Source organism: Aeromonas sp. 159 (assembly GCF_963862045.1).
Lineage (GTDB): Bacteria > Pseudomonadota > Gammaproteobacteria > Enterobacterales > Aeromonadaceae > Aeromonas > Aeromonas veronii.
Genome location: NZ_CAWLMI010000017.1, coordinates 13533 through 32559 on the forward strand (window position 1 = coordinate 13533; position 19027 = coordinate 32559).

The 19027-nt window shown below is 57.8% G+C and carries 16 protein-coding genes; 9 read left to right on the forward strand and 7 right to left on the reverse strand.

Annotated elements, in window-relative coordinates; genetic code table 11:
* The first annotated feature begins 117 nt into the window (after nucleotides 1–117).
* Nucleotides 118–1110 carry a hypothetical protein gene (locus AACR14_RS03375; RefSeq protein ID WP_019445120.1) on the forward strand — a complete coding sequence of 331 codons (993 nt, stop codon included), beginning with the start codon at nucleotides 118–120 and terminating at the stop codon, nucleotides 1108–1110.
* A gap of 399 nt (nucleotides 1111–1509) precedes the next feature.
* Here the strand turns inward: AACR14_RS03375 and AACR14_RS03380 are convergent, their stop codons facing one another.
* From AACR14_RS03380 to pabB, 3 genes are all read right to left on the reverse strand, one after another.
* Nucleotides 1510–2808: a serine/threonine transporter gene (locus AACR14_RS03380; RefSeq protein ID WP_005351750.1), complete on the reverse strand. Its 1299-nt coding sequence runs from the start codon at nucleotides 2806–2808 to the stop codon at nucleotides 1510–1512.
* A gap of 216 nt (nucleotides 2809–3024) precedes the next feature.
* Nucleotides 3025–3591, reverse strand: coding sequence for a CoA pyrophosphatase (locus AACR14_RS03385; RefSeq protein ID WP_019445121.1), 567 nt, complete (start codon nucleotides 3589–3591; stop codon nucleotides 3025–3027).
* Between the two features lie 42 nt (nucleotides 3592–3633).
* Nucleotides 3634–4917 (reverse strand): aminodeoxychorismate synthase component I, encoded by a 1284-nt coding sequence (gene pabB, locus AACR14_RS03390; RefSeq protein WP_019445122.1) that lies wholly within the window; start codon nucleotides 4915–4917, stop codon nucleotides 3634–3636.
* A 294-nt stretch (nucleotides 4918–5211) separates the two neighbouring features.
* Here pabB and AACR14_RS03395 point away from each other — a divergent pair, with 294 nt between their 5' ends.
* A complete protein-coding gene (locus AACR14_RS03395) occupies nucleotides 5212–6738 on the forward strand; it encodes a fumarate hydratase (protein WP_005351759.1) in 1527 nt (508 codons plus the stop codon).
* Between the two features lie 204 nt (nucleotides 6739–6942).
* On the opposite strand, the gene AACR14_RS03400 is transcribed toward AACR14_RS03395, so the two are convergent.
* On the reverse strand, nucleotides 6943–7521 hold the full coding sequence (locus AACR14_RS03400) for a PhnA domain-containing protein (RefSeq protein WP_005333203.1): 579 nt from the start codon (nucleotides 7519–7521) through the stop codon (nucleotides 6943–6945).
* A gap of 183 nt (nucleotides 7522–7704) precedes the next feature.
* Here AACR14_RS03400 and AACR14_RS03405 point away from each other — a divergent pair, with 183 nt between their 5' ends.
* The 4 genes from AACR14_RS03405 (at nucleotide 7705) to AACR14_RS03420 (ending at nucleotide 12191) form a co-directional block, all read left to right on the forward strand.
* A complete protein-coding gene (locus AACR14_RS03405; RefSeq protein WP_019445123.1) occupies nucleotides 7705–8925 on the forward strand; it encodes a methyltransferase in 1221 nt (406 codons plus the stop codon).
* Nucleotides 8926–9232: 307 nt separating this feature from the next.
* On the forward strand, nucleotides 9233–10696 hold the full coding sequence (locus tag AACR14_RS03410) for a chitinase (RefSeq protein ID WP_019445124.1): 1464 nt from the start codon (nucleotides 9233–9235) through the stop codon (nucleotides 10694–10696).
* 468 nt (nucleotides 10697–11164) lie between these two features.
* A complete protein-coding gene (locus tag AACR14_RS03415) occupies nucleotides 11165–11551 on the forward strand; it encodes a GFA family protein (RefSeq protein ID WP_019445125.1) in 387 nt (128 codons plus the stop codon).
* A 31-nt stretch (nucleotides 11552–11582) separates the two neighbouring features.
* Nucleotides 11583–12191 carry a histidine phosphatase family protein gene (locus tag AACR14_RS03420; protein ID WP_019445126.1) on the forward strand — a complete coding sequence of 203 codons (609 nt, stop codon included), beginning with the start codon at nucleotides 11583–11585 and terminating at the stop codon, nucleotides 12189–12191.
* A 133-nt stretch (nucleotides 12192–12324) separates the two neighbouring features.
* Here the strand turns inward: AACR14_RS03420 and AACR14_RS03425 are convergent, their stop codons facing one another.
* Together AACR14_RS03425 and smrB are read right to left on the reverse strand one after the other, a co-directional pair.
* Nucleotides 12325–13620, reverse strand: a complete 1296-nt coding sequence (locus AACR14_RS03425) for a sensor domain-containing diguanylate cyclase (protein WP_019445127.1) — start codon at nucleotides 13618–13620, stop codon at nucleotides 12325–12327.
* A gap of 57 nt (nucleotides 13621–13677) precedes the next feature.
* On the reverse strand, nucleotides 13678–14202 hold the full coding sequence (gene smrB / locus AACR14_RS03430; protein WP_019445128.1) for an endonuclease SmrB: 525 nt from the start codon (nucleotides 14200–14202) through the stop codon (nucleotides 13678–13680).
* 82 nt (nucleotides 14203–14284) lie between these two features.
* On the opposite strand from smrB, the gene prmB reads away from it, so the two are divergent.
* Nucleotides 14285–15220 (forward strand): 50S ribosomal protein L3 N(5)-glutamine methyltransferase, encoded by a 936-nt coding sequence (gene prmB, locus AACR14_RS03435; RefSeq protein WP_041201821.1) that lies wholly within the window; start codon nucleotides 14285–14287, stop codon nucleotides 15218–15220.
* Nucleotides 15221–15232: 12 nt separating this feature from the next.
* A complete protein-coding gene (aroC, locus tag AACR14_RS03440) occupies nucleotides 15233–16321 on the forward strand; it encodes a chorismate synthase (protein WP_019445130.1) in 1089 nt (362 codons plus the stop codon).
* A gap of 111 nt (nucleotides 16322–16432) precedes the next feature.
* Here the strand turns inward: aroC and AACR14_RS03445 are convergent, their stop codons facing one another.
* Complete coding sequence (locus AACR14_RS03445; protein ID WP_019445131.1) at nucleotides 16433–17263, reverse strand: substrate-binding periplasmic protein; 831 nt, start codon at nucleotides 17261–17263, stop codon at nucleotides 16433–16435.
* 348 nt (nucleotides 17264–17611) lie between these two features.
* Here AACR14_RS03445 and AACR14_RS03450 point away from each other — a divergent pair, with 348 nt between their 5' ends.
* Nucleotides 17612–19012, forward strand: coding sequence for a DEAD/DEAH box helicase (locus AACR14_RS03450; RefSeq protein WP_019445132.1), 1401 nt, complete (start codon nucleotides 17612–17614; stop codon nucleotides 19010–19012).
* Nucleotides 19013–19027: the final 15 nt, after the last annotated feature.

Sequence of the window (19027 nt, forward strand, 5' to 3'; positions counted from 1 at the left end):
GAAAACATTCATTTTGATGAAATGTTTGGTTACAAATAGCCGACAGACAGTGCGGGTGCTGCCCCGTTAAAATAGCTGCGGAATAATAAGGTTCAGGCTAAAAAACGAGATTAAATAATGAAAAAAACTACGCTTTCGTGGGCAATTATTGGTGCATTAGGTTTGGTTGGTTGCGGTGGTGGTGGCGGAGATAGTGGTGGTGGTGGTACCACGCCACCGGAGCCGCAACCGAGGGCGCTGCCGGTGGCTGGCGTCTATCTCCCCGTCCTGATGGACGCTCAGGGGCAGTTAATCAACCGTCCGGTCAACGACAGTTATCGTGCGGTCGGTCTTGTCTATCCGGCGTCCACAGAGGGCACGGGTTGGGCGATGAACATTGCTGAGAAAAGAAGTGCCACAGTCAGCACTTATACCTTCCCTCAAGGCTTCTCTTCTCTGAATAAAGGTGAGGGCTACCCCCTGACGTTGTCGTTGCTGGTGAACAAAAGCCAACCCAGTACCTTCGACTCGGCTGAGCAAAAGTCCAATACCAATGTCGATGGGTTGGTCAAGGTGGCGTCTGTGCCAGATACGGCGGGAAGCAGCCAGTCACTCTGGGTACTCGATTATCGACCCGTCAAAGCCAAAATCGATTCTGCACTCACTATTCAGAATTGGGGCGGCCAAGTGGCATTGCAGCCGATGGTCACTGCGCCTATCAACGCGGACTCCTGGTACAACCTTGGGGAGAGTGCACTGTTTCAAGATTTCAAAACTGAGCGCAGCAACAATGGCTTGGGGATCAAGCTGACCATCCTGTTTAAAGAAGGGTGTTCTGTAAGCGGTGAGACAGAGGCCAACACTCAAGGTTTGAACAAGCTGACGTTGACTGGTTGGAACAATCGGTCATGCAGTTTCAATACCTTGACAGGGCCTGCTGATATCAAAGAGGGAAAAATTTATGAGGGGCTCTGGGAAACAAAGATGCGCGATTTTGCCAATCGCAACGCCAGTGTCACCGCATATCTGACCATGAAACCAGGTAGCAATGGTCAGAAAGACACCCTGGTGCTCGGTATTCCGGAAATCACCGGTATCACGCCGTTCCTGTTGGAAGCGCAACCACTCTAATCAGCCAGAGATAGTGCGTGTTTATCAAGAGATGCCAGTCGTTTACCCGACTGGCATTTTTGTTGGTCGAGGTTCGGTGCGAAGCCCTGAAACATCATGATGTGGTTGCCGGATAAGGGTTGTTTCCTTGCTTGTTGTGTGAGTTCAGGTGCTGTGGCTGCAATAACTGCGTGATGAGTGGCAAGACTATTCAGGACGGGACACCTTTTTCAATCTGCTCGACCAGTGCCAGTTTAAAAGTCAGCGAGTAATCGCGCTGTGTCCGTTTCACACCTTGTCCCATCGGGTTCTCCATTTATTGGGGGGAAAGGTGTAAACCATATTCAGGACGGGACAATGCAATAAAAAAAGCCAGCCGACTATTCGGCTGGCTTTTTGCTATCAGCGGTAGGTGGAGGATTAACCAACCAGTTGATAGAGGATGGCGGAGATGGCGATCATCCCCATCACAGCGACAAATACGTTGCTGATATGACCCTGATACTTCGCCATGGCCGGTACGCGCTTGATGGCGTACATCGGCATGATGAACAGGATGGTAGCGATGATCGGGCCGCCCAAGGATTCAATCATGCCCAGGATGGAGGGGTTGGCAATGGCAGTGCCCCACAGGGTCAGGATGAAGAAGGCGATGATGAACATCTCGACTTTCTTGGCGTTCGGCTCTTTGCCGGACTTGCGCATGTTCTGCACGATCATCCCCTTCAGACCTTCACGGGCACCCAGATAGTGGCCGAAGAAGGAGGAGACGATGGCCACGAACGCAACCAGCGGACCGAAGTAGGAGATGATAGGGCTGGCATGCTGGTTGGCCAGATAGGAGAGCACGGCGATGTTCTGAGCCTTGGCTTCTGCCAGCTGAGCCGGAGTCAGGCTCATGACGCAAGAGAAGACGAAGAACATCACGAAGCCCAGCAGCACCATGGCGGTACGCTTGAGGATGGCATCGGCTTTCTCGACAGCCTGATCACCGTGGTCGCGGCGCTGGGCCAGAGAGAAGCTGGAGATGGCCGGGCTGTGGTTGAAGGAGAAGACCAGTACCGGGATGGTCAGCCACAGGGTAGTGGCGAAATCCTTGGCAGAGGGCACTTGCTCCAGCGCGGCACCGGTCCAGTCCGGGATCAGGTACAAAGAGATACCGGCCAGAATGGCGATCAGCGGATAAACCAGCAGCTCGGTCACTTTCAGCATCAGCTTTTCACCGGCCAGCATCACCGACATCATGCCCATGATCAGCACGATGGAGAGGATCCAGCGCGGCGGGGCACTCATCTGCAGCTGGTTGACCATGAAGCTTTCCACGGTGTTGGTGATACCCACGCCGTAGATCAGCACGATGGGGTAGATGGCGAAGAAGTAGAGCAGGGTGATTAATTTACCGGCACCCACGCCAAAGTGCTCTTCCACCACTTCGGTGATGTCTGCATTTGGCTTTTTGGAGGAAAGGACGAAGCGGGCCAGACCACGGTGGGCCAGATAGGTCATGGGACCTACCAGCAGCGCCATGACGACCAGCGGCCAGAAACCGCCCATACCCGCGTTGATAGGCAGGAACAGGATCCCCGCGCCAACCGCGGTCCCGAACAGACTGATGACCCAGGTAGAGTCGCGTTTTTCCCAACGAGTGGTTTGAGTAGAGCGGATCCCTTGCTCTGTTGACGCCGCAACTCCCTGCGTGCCAGTGACTGTGTTTGACATCTATCTCACCCCGAATGTGTGGTTCTTATTAAGTCGGCGCAAGGATACGGTTTTTCTAATCAAAAATGTTGATCAAATTCATCTTTACGGCACGAAAAACCGCACTTTCTTATGGAAATGTGATCAAAACAAGAAAAATTCAATTATTGTTTATCAATTGACACGTTATTTTAGTGTTAATGATTAAATCTCGCTCAGCCAAATGTAGGTAAATTGTTATTTTGCGAGGTGCTGGGCTAGCTGGTTGATCATGCTGGCGGTAGCCCCCCAGATAAAGTGCTGTTGCCAGGGGATCCAGTAGATGGTGTGTGCTTTCCCCCCTCTGGAAAGGATCAGGGGGATGTGGTTGCGCCGATCCAGCAGATGGGTCAGCGGCACTTCGAAGGCGTGATCCACCTCATCCGGACTCAGGATGAGGGGATAGTTGCCATCGAGCAGCCCCAGCACCGGCAGTACCTCGAATCGTGACACTGTATTGAGCGGGTTGAGGGTGCCGATCACTTCAATCAGCCGGGCCGGAATGCCGAGCTCCTCTTCGGTCTCCCGCAGCGCCGTGGCAATCAGGTTTTCGTCGCCGGGATCCTGTCGCCCGCCGGGGAAGCTGATCTGCCCCCCATGATGACGTAGCCGTGGGCTGCGCCGAGTCAGTAACACGCTGAGCCCCTCATCGCGCATCACCACCGGGATCAATACCGCAGCCGGACTGAGCCCACCAATGGCGAGGCGATGGGCCGGGGCGGGTCGCTGCAACTGGAAGCGGGTCAGCAGTTCGTGGCGATCCATGGCGGGGAGCTCTCCTGTGTGTTGCCTTGATGGTGGGGAGGGTTACAGCGCCGAGAGGGGCGGAAGGATGCGGGCGACTTTGTCATAAGTCTCCTGATATTCGCTGTCGGCATCGGAGTCGGCGATGATGCCCCCACCGGCCCAGCAGTGCAGGCGACCCGCTTCGGCGATCAAAGTGCGAATGCAGATACTGGTGTCCATCCGGCCATGCTGGCTGAGGTAGCCGATGCTGCCGCAATAGGCATTGCGGCGCTGTGGCTCAAGCTCTTCGATGATCTCCATGGCGCGGATTTTGGGGGCGCCAGTGATGGAGCCACCAGGGAAACAGGCCCGCAGCAGATCGACCCCTTGCCAGCGTGCATCCAGCTCACCGTGGATGGTGGAGACCAGATGATGTACTGCCGGAAACGACTCCACCGCAAAGAGATGAGGCACGCTGACCGAGCCAGGCCGGCTGACCCGACCGATGTCGTTGCGCAGCAGATCAACGATCATCAGATTCTCTGATCTGTCCTTGTCCGCCTGCGCCAGTTCCTGCGCGACTTGTCGATCGGTGGCCGGATCGGGGTGGCGAGGGCGAGTGCCTTTGATGGGTTTGGTTTCGATATGACGGCCATCAAGCAGCAGGAACCGCTCGGGAGAGAGGCTCAACAGTGCGCTCTCCGGCAGGCGGATAAAGGCAGAGAAGGGGGCCTTGTTGGCGCTTGCCAGCAGGCAATAGGCCTGCCACTCATCCCCCTGATAGGGGGCGCTGAAACGCTGGGTCAGGTTGATCTGATAGCAATCACCCGCAGCGAGGTATTCCTGAATGCGGGTAAACTTTTCGCCATACTCGGCGCGGCTCATATTGCTCTGCCATGACCCCAGCAAGGTAAAAGCAGGGGCCGGGGCGGCCCGCTGCTGTTCAAGCCAGGCCAGCCGGTTGGCAAGGCCCGCTTCATCACCCCTGTGCACCAGCTGCCAGTCGCCGGTCGCCACATTGCGCAGCAGCGCCCAGTCGTAGATGCCCACCGCCATGTCGGGCACTGCGATATCGGCAGCGGCCTGCACCGGCAGTCGCTCGAAGCGGCGGCCCAGATCATAGCCAAACAGGCCGAGGGCGCCGCCAATAAAGGGCAGGTGAGTGGCGCACAGATCCAGCTCCCCCAGCAGTTGTTGCTGGGTATGGGCCAGCAGGGCGAGGGGATCTTCGCTGTGTTCGCTGATATCCGCCCCGACACGCAGAGTGGTCACCTCGCCGCGGGTTTCGAGGGTCGCCAGCGGATCGGCAGTGATGATATCAAAGCCGTTATCGGCGCCGAGTGGTCCCGCCGACTCCAGCAACATGGCCCACGGCTGATGTTGCAGGCGGGCAAAAAGCTGATGGAGTTCAGCACTATGGTCTAGATGATGGATATGAAGTGTTGGCGTCATTTTATGTTACACAGGCAACAGTTTGGTTCCCGAACCCTAGTCGGTGCTGGTGGGCAAGCGTATCATAGGTGTCGGTGACTTAAGAAAAAACTGCCGTGTCGTTCGTTTTTTGCTGGTTGATAGTTTTTAGCCAGCACGTCAGCACGGCCCATCATATGGAAGCCCTTGCCCTGCTCCGTGGCAGAGACAAGGACCAGTGAGGATGATATGAGCATTATAAAAAAACAGGATTTCATCGATTCTATCGCAGATGCCCTCCAGTACATCTCCTATTACCACCCGTTGGATTTTGTTCAGGCTGCCAAAGCGGCGTATGACCGCGAGGCCAACCCGGCCGCCAAAGATGCGCTGGCCCAGATCCTGATCAACTCCCGCATGTCCGCCGAAGGTCATCGTCCGCTCTGCCAGGACACCGGTATCGTGACCTGTTTCGTCAAGATCGGCATGCAGGTCCAGTGGGACAGCGACATGACGGTGCAGGAGATGGTGGACGAAGGGACCCGTCGTGCCTACACCAATCCTGACAACCCGCTGCGCGCCTCCGTGCTGGCCGATCCGGCTGGCAGTCGCAAGAATACCAAAGACAACGCCCCTGCCGTGGTCCATATCGACATGATCCCCGGCAACAAGGTGGAAGTGAGCATCGCGGCCAAAGGTGGCGGCTCCGAGAACAAATCCAAGATGGTGATGCTCAACCCCTCTGACGATATCGTCGAGTGGGTGCTGAAAACCGTGCCGACCATGGGCGCAGGCTGGTGCCCGCCCGGCATGCTGGGCATCGGCATCGGCGGTACCGCCGAGAAAGCGGCGGTACTGGCCAAAGAGGCCCTGATGGAGCACATCGACATTCAGGAGCTGATCGCCCGTGGCCCGCAAACCACTGAAGAGAAGCTGCGGGTCGAGCTCTACGACAAGGTCAACAAGCTGGGGATCGGTGCCCAGGGGTTGGGCGGCCTCACTACCGTGCTGGATGTGAAGGTGAAATCTGCGCCGACTCACGCCGCTTCCAAGCCGGTGGTGATGATCCCCAACTGCGCCGCGACCCGCCACGTTCACTTCGAGCTGGATGGTTCAGGGCCCGCCGAGCTGACCCCGCCGAAACTGAGCGACTGGCCGGAGATCACCCGTGAAGCGGGTGGCAACGTGCGCCGCGTCAACGTCGATGGCATCACCAAGGCCGAACTGGCCAGCTGGAAGAGCGGTGATACCGTGCTGCTCTCCGGCAAGATCCTCACCGGTCGTGACGCCGCCCACAAGCGCATCGCCGACATGCTGAAAAATGGCGAAGGGCTGCCGGAAGGAGTCGATTTCACCAACCGCTTCATCTATTACGTTGGCCCGGTTGATGCGGTGCGCGACGAAGTGGTCGGCCCGGCTGGCCCCACCACCTCCACCCGGATGGACAAGTTCACCGACATGATGCTGGGTGAAACTGGCCTTATCGGCATGATCGGCAAGTCCGAGCGTGGTCCGAAAACCGTCGAGAGCATCAAGCAGCACAAGGCCGTCTATCTGATGGCCGTGGGCGGGGCTGCTTATCTGGTGGCCAAGGCCATCAAGAAGGCCCGCGTGGTGGCCTTTGCCGATCTCGGCATGGAAGCGATCTACGAGTTTGAAGTGGAAGATATGCCGGTGACCGTAGCGGTCGACTCCGAAGGCAACAATATCCACGAAACCGGCCCGGCCTACTGGTCGGCCAAGATTGCCGAACTGGATGGCAAGCTCTCCTCCTGAGTGACCGTTTCCGCTGCCGGTTAACGGTATCGGCCCTGTAAAGAAGGCGCGTCCATCCGGATGCGCCTTTTTGCTTTGGCTGGCTTGCTATGGGCTCAGGTTGGCCGTTTGCGGCAAGCGGGTATAAAAAAGGATGGCGTGACGCCATCCTTTTTCCGTTGTGCTTGTGCTCTGGCAGCAGACAGCAGAGCAATCGCCCTTGGCTTAGGCCTTTTTCAGGTAGGCAGCAACCAGTACGATCTGCACGCCGTTGACCTTGCCTTCGATATGAAGAGGGTTGTTGGTCAGACGGATGCCCTTGACCAGGGTGCCGCGCTTGGCGGTGAAACCGGCGCCTTTCACATCCAGATCCTTGATCAGGGTGACGGAGTCGCCCTCTTGTAGCACGGCGCCGTTGGAGTCAACGGTCGGTACGCTGTCATCATCTTCGTCAGCAATACCAGCTTCAGCCCAGGCCTTGGCTTCGTCTTCCATGTACATCATGTCCAGCAGATCCTGAGCCCACACTTCACCCTTGCCGGAGAGTGCTTTCAGCTGGCGCCATGCCATCACCTGCACCGCAGGCACCTGGCTCCACATGCTGTCGCTCAGGCAACGCCAGTGGTTGACCACCAGGGTATCCGGTTGTTCCAGCTGACCACGGCAGGTGTCACAGATAGCAACGCTGTGATCATCGTCGCTGGCGGGGGAGTGAGGCACCACGAAGGCGGTCAGCGCCTGCTCGGCGCTGCACAGTTCACACTTGGCGCCCGCGCGCGCTTGCAGAATGGCGTTGATGGTCATGTTGTTGGTCCCATAGCTAGTGTAAAGCGACCCGCGTTGGGCGGGGCGCGTGAAAGAGGGGGCGGAATGTAGCACAAAACCCCGCACTTTGTCAGGTCTGCCCTGGCTCACAAGGTTGGCTGTGCTGTTGCGCGGCGCTGATCGTCAGGTATTGAGAGTGCAATTTGAAGCGGGATCGCTAGAATGAGCCTCCTTTTTGACTGCAAGGCAGGGGCATTCGTGCTGGCTCAACGTTTTCAACAACTGGATCGACTGCTCACCCGCTACCGACGCTGGTGGCAATATCAGCCATATCATCATTTGACCATAGCCTTTGCCGATGAGGCGCCCGAACTGGCGGCACTGCTCAATGGGCTGACGCTGACCCAGTTGGCGGAGCTCGATGCGGATATGGATGCACTCAGCAGTCTGCTTGCCCCCTGGATTGCCGAGGGAGCCGAGCTGCAGCAACTCAGTCAGCTTGTCCCGTTTGCCCCAGAGCCCATCACCTGCAGCAAGGAGATTGCGCTGCATATGCCGGGGCGCAAGCAGGCCCAGATCGAGTCGTTCACCGCCTGTCTGCCTGCCCATCAGGGCCCTTATCTGGAGTGGTGTGCCGGCAAGGGCCACCTTGGACGGCTGGTATCACTTCATCGACAGGCTCCGATCCTCAGTCTGGAGTTGCAAGATCAGCTTTGTGACGAAGGTCGGCTGCTGGCCGAGCGGGATGGCGCCAATATGACTTTTACCTGCGCCGATGCCTTTGCCCCCGAGTCGGCGGCGCTGATCGCCCCCGAGCACCATGCCATGGCGCTTCATGCCTGCGGCGAGCTACACACCCATCTGCTGGAACGGGTGGCCGAGCGCAGTGCCAGCGGAGTGACAATCTCTCCCTGTTGTTACCACCTGATCCGCACCAGCCACTATCGCCCGCTGTCGGTAGCGGCCAACGCCAGCGAGCTGGTGTTGAGCAAGGCGGATCTCAAATTGCCGTTGCAGGAGACGGTGACCGGCGGTGCGCGGATCGCCCGCCTGCGGGAGCAGGAAGTGGTGTGGCGGCTCGGGTTTGACTGCCTGCAGCGTCAGGTGCGCGGTATGGATGAGTATCTGCCGGTGCCCAATATGCAAAAGAGCCTGCTGACCGGCACGTTTGAGGCATTCTGCGTTTGGGCTGCAGAGCGCAAAGGGATTGTGCTGCCAACAGGGCTCGACTATCCCGCCTGGTTGGAACACGGGGAGCGCCGCTTTGGTGATGTCGCCCGCATGGAGCTGGTGCGTCATTTGTTTCGCCGTCCCCTCGAGATCTGGCTGGCGCTGGATCGCGCGCTCTTTTTGCAAGAGCAGGGCTATCGGGTCGAAGTGGGGGAGTTCTGTGCCAAACCCATGACCCCGCGCAATATCCTGATCCGTGCCGTGCGTGTCTGACATCCGGCTATTTTGAGCATTTTTCTTGAACATTGATGATGGCTGACAGCTTGAGCTTGTCAGCCATTTTTTTCATCACGAACAATGACCGTATGGCAGGCCACCTTGCCGTCTCGACTGTTCTAAAAATGGGCGAAAGATCACGCTGCGGCGTCTTCGTTTGGGTTCTCTTTCTTTGTTTCAGCTGCACTGAATATCACAAGGTGAAATGGCTCACAAATTCTGCTTATTTCTTAATTCTCATCGTGAATTTAGTTGTTGAAACACCTACTCTTGGAACGCATTAATTCAAACAAGGACGATAAACATGTTCAAACCCAAGCGTTGTGCCTGGCTGATCGCTGCCGCCTGCGCATTGCCAAGCTATGCCGCAATGAGTGCAGCCATGAATATTCAACCCGATCCGCAAAATGCGGGAGGATATGTGATTGCGGCCCCGGATCTGGCAGCCATGGAAAAAGCCAAGACGGCCAATCCCATGTATGCAATATGGGCCAAGGCATTGGCGACCCGGTCAAATAAAATCGTTGATGCCATTGAACCGGGTCTGGCAAGCAATCCTGACAACGTAAAACGGGTTGAACGGGTATTTCCCCAATCTGAATGGGAATATTTAACCCAGATGGCAGCGCCGGAATATACTTATGTCCGCTTCTTGCGAGCCATCGGTAAATTCCCTGCGTTCTGTGGCGAATATACCGACGGTCGCGACTCTGATGCGATCTGTAAAAAATCCATTGTGACGGCCTTTGCGCACTTCTCTCAGGAGACCGGTGGCCATATTGCCAAGGAGAACGTCTCCGATAACCCGCTGGGGTTGGAGGAGTGGCAGCAGGCGCTGGTGCATGTGCGGGAGATGGGCTGGTCAGAGGGACAGACCGGCTACACCACAGGCTGCGGCCAGAACGACTGGCAGAACAAGAAGTGGCCCTGCAGCACGGGTCAGGGGTATTTCGGCCGCGGCGCCAAGCAGCTTTCTTACCACTTCAACTACGGCGCCTTCTCCGAGGCGATGTTTGATGGCGATGCCTCCGTGCTGCTCAACAACCCGGGGCTGGTGGCGGACTCCTGGCTTAACCTCGCTTCTGCCATCTGGTTTTTCCTCACCCCGCAGGCCCCGAAACCGGCCATGCTGCACGTGATTGATCGTACCTGGGTACCCTCCAAACGGGAAGCTGACGCCGGTATCGGCTATGGCTTCGGTACCACCATCAACGTCATCAACGGCGGCATCGAGTGTGGCGAGCAGAACAAGGACAAGGGGCAGCCGGTCAATCGCATCCGCTACTGGGAAGGGCTGGCCAACCACTACCAGATCCCGATCAAGGCGGATGAGAAGAACACCTGCTGGCAGCAGACTCCCTATGGCAGCCTCAATCTTAACGGCGCTACCGACGTGCTCTACACCAACTGGGATGGCAACTGGAAATACTATCCGGATCGCCCAGGCGGCTACTCCTTCGAGTGCGAGCTGGTGGGCTTCCAGACCGCCTACTCGGCGCTGGTGCCAGGCGATTACCAGAAATGCGTGACCAACTTCTACGGCTCCCACGCCAACTGGCCGAAAGTGCGGGTCGTAGACAAACTGACCCCGCCGCCGGTCGATCCGAGTGACCCCCCCATCGGTGGCAACCCGGCTTGGGAAGCGACCAAGGTCTACACCGCGGGCAGCAAGGTGAGTTACAAGGGTGCCGTCTATCAGGCCAAATGGTGGACACAGGGGGATGATCCCGCCAAAGGCGGCCCCTGGGTTGTAGTTCCTGCCAAATAAGATGGCGTAATTTAACTCCCAAAGAGGAGAGGGCGGATAACTCCTTCTCCTCGTTAATTATCAACAGTGCATTACTGAATATTATCTTGTATTTTCAATGGTTCTTATGTTCTAACTGATAAGGTGAGTTTCTATCTGAAAACTGAAATGAAATAGTGTTGAATCAAAGTTAAGAATAAAATTTATATTCAGGTTCGTTAGCCCCCATAAAGTAGCGTCTTATGATGAGTGTAGTGCGCTACTTGCGAATTCATTTTCCACCATAAAATGAAACATCTCATAGCGAATATGAGGAGTATCTTCTCTATTGGTAAACTGTCATTTATCACCTGAAATGGTGAGGTCTTGCTATATCACTCAGCTTTATCTCGGTACATTGTCGCTTATTCCCTTGAGAAAATAGATGTAAACGGCCGGTTTATATTGGTAATCTCTTTGGCTTGTGCAACATTGCAACGAGGGGGCGAGATGAAGGGGGGTTGTCATTGCGGGGCGATCCGTTATGAGATGCTGACTGCACCTTTTGCGGCCGATTTTTGTCACTGTCGGGATTGCCAGCGCACCACGGGGGCACCGGTCGGGGCCTGGATGGACTTTCACGCCGAACAGGTGCAGTGGTTATGCGGCAAACCGACCGAGTATGCGTCTTCAGATTTTATCCGACGGGGATTTTGCGCCGAGTGTGGCTCCACCCTCACGTATCGCAGCACCCAGTACCCTGACTATCTCACGTTGGCTATCGCCTCTCTCGATAATCCAGAGGCTGTTGCGCCAACCTATCACATCCATACCGACAGCCAGCTGCCCTGGTTGTCGATCCAGGACGAGCATCCCCGTTATCGCAAAGGGAAGTAAAACCAAGGTAGCCCCAACAAGGGAGGTTGACATGGAGCTGGTAGTTATCCGCCATGGCGAGACGCAGGCCAATGCGGAAGGGCGTTATCAGGGCGCGTTGGATATCGGGCTCAATGACGATGGCGTGCGCCAGATCTCTAGTCTGGCTGAGAAGGTGGCTGTGGCACAGCAGCCGTTTGATCGGTTGCTGGCATCTCCTCTGCTGCGAACAAGGGAGAGCGCTGCCATCTTGTCTCGCCAGTTGGGATTGCCTGTGGAGCTTGTGCCAGCCTTTCGTGAGCGGGATGTCGGTCAGTTTGAAGGGCTGACGCAGGTAGAGGCAAGAACACGCTATCCCGAACTGTGGGCGCGCAATATCACCCGGCGCTGGGCTGAAGCTCCTCCCAGTGGTGAAACCATTGATGAGGTGATTGCCCGAGTCTCGCAGGGACTCACGGAACTTGCTTCGACCATGCAAGGGGAGCGGATACTACTGGTGGCGCATGGTGTCGTCGCCAAGGTGATCCGCGCCGTAACGATTGCCGGATTTGATGACTTCTTCGAGTGGCAATTGCCCAACGGCGGCATGCTGTCGGTGAGGCTCTCTCTGGCTGATGGTGGTCCACTGCGCTTTAGCCGTCCCCTTGATGGTGGTGATTGAAGAGTGCACCAAAGGCAGAACGAATAAAGCAGCGCTACTGAAGAGAGTCGCGCTGCTTTATTATGTTCGCTGCGGTTGGCTATCTCTGCAGGCACAGGTTAGCAGTGTCACCAGAGGGCAGGGGCGTGCGTCCTTAAGTCGGCTCCGGCTCCTCTTTGCGGCAGCAGTTGCGCCCCTGTTTCTTGGCCAGATAGAGGGCGGTGTCGGCTCGTCTAACCATCTTCTCTACAGTGTCATGGCTGCCCTTGCTGGCACTGATCCCGATACTGATGGTGAGGGAGATCTCAAGAGCCCCGTCCAGTGCATGGTGCTGGGATTCGATGGCGAGCCTGATCCGCTCGGCGCTGGCCCAGGCGAGCTCGAGGGAGGTTTCCGGCAGCAGCACGATAAACTCTTCGCCACCCCAGCGACCCAGCATGTCCACCTCCCGCAGCTGTTTGCTGATCCGTTTCACCAGACTCAGGATCGCCAAATCCCCCTGCTGATGGCCAAAGGTATCGTTGACTTCCTTGAAGTGGTCGATATCGATCAGCAGCAGGCTCATGGTATGGCCAAAACGCTGGCAGCGTTGCATCTCGGCGTTGACCAGCTCGTTGAACCGGCGCCGGTTGGCAATGCCGGTCAGGGGATCCGTGGTGGCGGCGACCTTCAGCTCCTCCACCAGTCGGGCTCGCTCCGAGATATCCCGCAAGATGGCGGTCATCTCGGTGGTCGGGCCCAGATTGATCTTGGCGATGGTCACCTCCAGCGGAAATTCGCTGCCATCGCGGCGCAGACCCATCACTGAGGCGCGGGCATGCATCGGGCGCGAATTGATGGGGGAGCTGCTGAAGGCTTTGAAATAGGTCTCGTGATTGGCGCGAAAACGCTGGGGAAGCAGGGTTTCCAGCCGCTTGCCGAGATAACTCTCGTCGATCCCGAACATCTCGCAGGCGGCGGTATTGATAAGCTCGATGCGCGATTCGCTGCTGACACTGATGATGCCGTCATAGGCGGAGTTGACCACCGCTTCGAAGCGACGGCGACTGGTGGTGAGCGCCTCTTCCAGCTGCTTTTTGGCAGTGATATCGATGGCGGTCACGATGATCCGGTTGATCCGTGCCTGCTCGGGGATGATTGGGGAGAGAATAAAGCGCCACCAACTGGTACGCGACAGGCTGTCGATGGGCAGCTCGCTCTCGAGCCCGGTCTGCATGCGCACACATTCGTGCATTGGCGGCTCGATGGTATTGGTGATGTAGCGGGGAAACATCTCGCTCAGCTGTTTGCCAATGCTGCCAAGGACATCCAGCTCGAACGCCTTGGCAAAAGTATCGTTGGCAGAGACCAGCACAAAGTGATCATCCTTGTCGAGGCTGAACACCGCCACGGCAGCGCCGATGGCGTCGAGAGATGACTTTATGTCGGCATGGGAACCCTGTGTAAACATGCGACCTCCACGGCGAATAACATATTGATATTCAGTATAGTGTGGTCGTTTGGCTAACTACTCTTCGATATCCAGCAACACCAGAATGGCGCTGTCGCCACCCCATTCGCGGGGAGCCTGATGGAAGGCGCGCACATTGGGGTGCTGGGCCAGCCAGCTGGGAATGCGCTGCTTGAGAATATGTTTGCCGATACCGTGCATCACCGAGGCGACGTGAATGTTCTCTTTCTCGCAGAGGGTGAGCAGGGCGGCCAGCTCCTGTTTTGCCTGCTGCTGGTTCATGCCGTGCAGATCGAGGTAGATCTCCGGCGGATAAATGCCCCGCTTGAGCTTTTTCAGCTCAAATTTTGACACATCTTCCCGCACATAACGGGTCGGCCCATCATCGTCGAGATGGGGCTGATACTCATCGCTGAAATAGTGGTCAACCCCAAGCTTTTCGCGGGTTTCGCGCAATTCGCGTTTCTGCTTGACCGGGCGTAACTCGGCCCTTATGGTATCTTGCTTGATTTTCCGGGTACCTTTTATCGCATCGCGGAACAGCAGGGTTTCCTCGTCTGTCGGTGAGGGCGTTTTTTTCATCAGATGCTCATGTATTAGGTATGCGTCTTGCCCGCCAGGTAAACGGGGCTCGGGCCGGATATTACTCGACTTGGAGGTGGATTTGGACAAGATATTTATCGATGAGGTGGTTGCCGAGATGCACACCATCCAGGACATGTTGCGTTGGGCCATGAGTCGTTTCAACGACGCCGGGATTTTTTACGGTCATGGAACCGACAACGCCTGGGATGAAGCTGTGCAGCTGGTACTGCCCGCGTTACATCTGCCACCGGATGTAGACCCGGCCATGCGCCACTCCCGTCTGACCAGCAGCGAGCGTCACCGCATCGCCGAGCTGATTATCCGCCGGGTACAGGAGCGAGTACCTGCCGCCTACCTGACCAACAAGGCCTGGTATGCCGGTTGGGAGTTCTACGTGGACGAGCGGGTGCTCATTCCCCGTTCCCCCATTGCCGAGATGGTGGCCAACCGCTTCGCGCCGTTCCTCAAACATGAACCGACCCGGATCATGGACTTGTGTACCGGCTCCGGCTGCATCGCCATCATCATGGCCCACGAGTTCCCGGAAGCGGAAGTGGATGCTATCGACATCAGCGTCGATGCGCTGAACGTGGCCGAGCGCAACATCAACGATCACGGGCTGGAGCAGCAGGTCATCCCGATCCGTTCCGATCTGTTCCGCGATCTGCCGGCGGGCGACAAGTACGATCTCATCGTCTCCAACCCGCCCTATGTGGACTCCGAAGATATGTCGGATCTGCCGGACGAATTCCGTCACGAGCCCGAGCTGGCGCTGGCGTCCGGCTCCGATGGCCTCAAGCTGACCAAGCGTCTGCTGGCCCATGCCGCCGACTTCCTCAAGGATAACGGTGTGCTGGTGGTCGAGGTGGGCAACAGCATGATCCATCTGGAAGCCCAGTTCCCCGAGATCCCCTTTACCTGGGTGGAGTTTGAAAACGGCGGCCACGGCGTCTTTGTGATGAGCCGTGAAGAGCTGGTGCAGTATCAGGATCATTTCGCCATCTACAAGAACTAAGCAGGAGCGCGCATGGCAGGGAACAGTTTTGGTCAACTCTTTCGGGTCACCACCTTTGGCGAGAGCCACGGCCTGGCGCTGGGCGCCGTGGTCGATGGTTGCCCGCCGGGGCTGGAGATAAGCGAAGCGGATCTGCAGGGGGATCTGGATCGGCGCAAGCCGGGGACCTCCCGCTACACTACGCCGCGCCGTGAGCCGGATGAGGTGAAGATCCTCTCCGGGGTGTTCGAGGGCAAGACCACCGGCACCTCCATCGGGCTGCTTATCGAGAATACCGATCAGCGCTCCAAGGATTACTCCGACATCAAGGAGCTGTTCCGGCCAGGGCACGCTGACTACACCTATCACCAGAAGTATGGTCAGCGGGACTATCGCGGCGGTGGTCGCTCCTCGGCACGCGAGACCGCGATGCGGGTAGCGGCGGGGGCGATCGCCAAGAAGTACCTGAAACAGGTGCATGGCATCGAGATCACCGGTTTTCTCTCCCAGCTCGGCCCCATCAAGGCTGAGGCGTTTGACGCGGCGCAGATTGAGCAGAATCCCTTCTTCTTCCCCGATGCGGGCAAGCTGGAAGAGCTCGATCAATATATGCGTGACCTGAAAAAAGAGGGCAACAGTATCGGTGCCAAGGTGCAGGTCATTGCGCGCAATGTGCCGGTGGGCCTGGGTGAGCCGGTGTTTGATCGTCTCGACGCTGACATTGCCCATGCCATGATGGGCATCAATGCGGTTAAAGGGGTGGAGATCGGTGACGGCTTTGCGGTGGTGGAGCAAAAAGGCTCCGAGCATCGTGACGAGATGACCCCGGCGGGCTTTGCCAGCAACCATGCGGGCGGCATTCTGGGTGGGATCTCGTCGGGTCAGGATATCGTGGTGAGCATGGCGCTCAAACCGACTTCCAGCATCACTGTGCCGGGCAAGACCATCAATACCGAAGGCGAGGCTATCGAGATGATCACCAAGGGTCGTCACGATCCTTGTGTCGGCATCCGCGCCGTGCCCATCGCCGAAGCCATGCTGGCCCTGGTGTTGATGGATCACCTGCTGCGCCATCGCGCCCAGAATCAGGGGGTGTTGACCCATACCCCACAGCTACGCTGATCGCAGTTGCTGCACATCGACTGATCGCTCCCTGTTTGGGGAACAAGTTCGACAATACCAAAAAGGCGACCTTCGGGTCGCCTTTGCTATTTCAGGTGGCGGCTTATCCCGTCAATGCTTGCGGAGAGTGCGGGTCAGCAGATCCGCGGCGCCCGGATCGGCATTGAGGCGACAGCTGGGGGGCGAGAACTTGTTGTGGGGTTTGGGCAAGGCATGAATGGCCTCGTTGACTTTGAGGATCTGTTCTTCGCTCACGCTGTTCTTGGCAAACATCAGACTGACCGGCTGGTGGTGTAGCAACAGCTGGCAGCTGATAAACTCTTCGGCCCCCAGCTGGGCCAGCCGGTAGCGGGCATATTGCCACTCCATGATGATGCCATCGAGGCGGCGGGCCAGCAGCAGATCGATCATCCGCTCATCGGCGTTGTATTCGGTCGCCATTTTAAGCGCCGGGCAGCTATCCATCTGATGCATGGGGCGGGTGCCGCGCAACTTGCCTATCTTGAGTCCTTTCTCGTTGCACAGCGCGGGCAGATTATCGAGCTGTGCCCAGCGATCCTGATGGCCGGGAATAGGGTCATTGCTCAGCAGCACATAGGCACTCTGGCGGTAGGGGGTCGAGAAGCGGGCATAACTCTGGCGCTCCGGCAGAGGGAGGGCGGCCATCGCCACATCCAGCTGATCGTGTTCTACCAGATGCAGTGCCCGCGCCCAGGGGAGCTCGCGAAACTTGGGGGCAAAGCCCGCTTGGGTGAGGATCTGGCGGGTCAGGCTGACATCCAGCCCATCCAGCTCACCCCGGTTGTTGATTTGGCTGAAGGGGGGCCAGTGACTCCAGGCCACGGTCAGGGTCTGACTGGCCTGCAGCGCAGGGCTTAGCAGCAGAAGCAGCAGGCCAATCCTTGCCTGCCAGCTGCCGCGGGGACGATATGGCGTGGTCATAGCTAAACCTCGTTATTGTGTTCTTTTATCCCGTGCTTTTGCCCTGCGAGCCATGCCTGCGAGGGCTGATATTGTGTTGCCAGTTAATAGTGTGGTGCTTGCTACATCAATCAACGGGATTATTCGGGGGGCAGGAGGGGGATTTTCTGTTCGTGCTGGGAGGAGCATCACATTTTTCTCGTTTATCCCGGGCAACTCCGTTAGACTGCGCCTCTATTCTTTCCCCTTTGCTCTGCTCCCCGGGGAAATCGTTGTTTTCTCAATAGGCCCAGATCTTGTGAGATGGCATCGGCTCAGCAGAGGAGCCCCACCACAAATCCCCGGCGCCCCTATCTCTAGCAGGTAATTATGAGTTTTACTTCCCTCGGTCTGGCCGAACCCTTGTTGCGTGCCGTTGCCGAACAAGGCTACGACACCCCGTCTCCCATTCAGCAGCAAGCGATCCCCGCCGTTCTGGCTGGCCGCGATCTGATGGCGGCGGCCCAAACAGGGACCGGCAAGACCGCAGGCTTTACCCTGCCGATGCTGCAACGTCTGATGGAGAGCAAGCGCAAGGTTTCTCCGAACCGCATTCGTGCGCTGGTGCTGACCCCGACTCGCGAGCTGGCCGCCCAGGTGGGCGAGAGCGTGCGTAACTACGGCAAACACCTGCCGATGCGCAGCCACGTCGTGTTCGGCGGCGTCAGCATCAATCCGCAGATGATGGCGACTCGCCGTGGTCTGGACGTGCTGGTAGCCTGTCCCGGCCGTCTGATGGATCTTTACAACCAGAACGCCGTCAAGTTCGACGAAGTGGAGATCCTGGTACTGGACGAAGCGGATCGCATGCTCGACATGGGCTTTATCCGCGACATCCGCCGTATCCTGGCTCTGATGCCGAAGAAGCGTCAGAACCTGCTCTTCTCCGCCACCTTCGCCGACGAGATCCGCGAACTGGCCACCGGTCTGCTGGATAACCCGGCGGTGATCGAAGTGGCCCCGCGTAACAGTACTGCCGAACGTATCGAGCAGCTGGTGCACCCGTGCGACAAGGCCAACAAGATCGCGCTGCTGAGTCATCTGGTCACCAGCAACAACTGGCAGCAGGTACTGGTGTTCACCCGTACCAAGCACATGGCCAACCGTGTTGCCGAGACTCTCGACAAGAACGGCGTCAGCGCCGCCGCCATCCACGGCAACAAGAGCCAGGGTGCCCGTACTCGTGCGCTGGCCGGCTTCAAGGATGGTAGCGTCAAGGTGCTGGTGGCGACCGACATCGCCGCCCGTGGTCTGGACATCGACAAGCTGCCGCAAGTGGTCAACTTCGAGTTGCCGAACGTGGCGGAAGATTACGTTCACCGCATCGGTCGTACCGGTCGTGCCGGTGCTGCCGGTCACGCCATCTCCCTGGTTGCAGCCGATGAAGGCAAGCTTATCAAGGCGATCGAGCGTCTGACCAAGCAGAACATCCCGTGCGAGCAGGTGGCCGGTTTTGAAGCCTCCCGCGAGACCCTCGACAACATCGCCCGTGGTATCGGCGCGCCGCTGCGCAAAGAGCCCCGTGATCCGAGCGAGCAGCGCCGTGCGCCGCGTCCGCAAGGTCAAGGCCAGCGTCAGGGGGCCGGTCGTTCCGCCTCCAATGGCAATGCGGGTGGTGCACGTACCGGTAACGGTGGCAAGCCCAAGCCGCAAGGTGGTCAGCGTCCGGCTGATGGCGTTGGCAAACCGGCTCAGGCCCGTCGTCCACGTCGCTCTACCCACAACCAGTAAGCGGCTCGGGAGTTT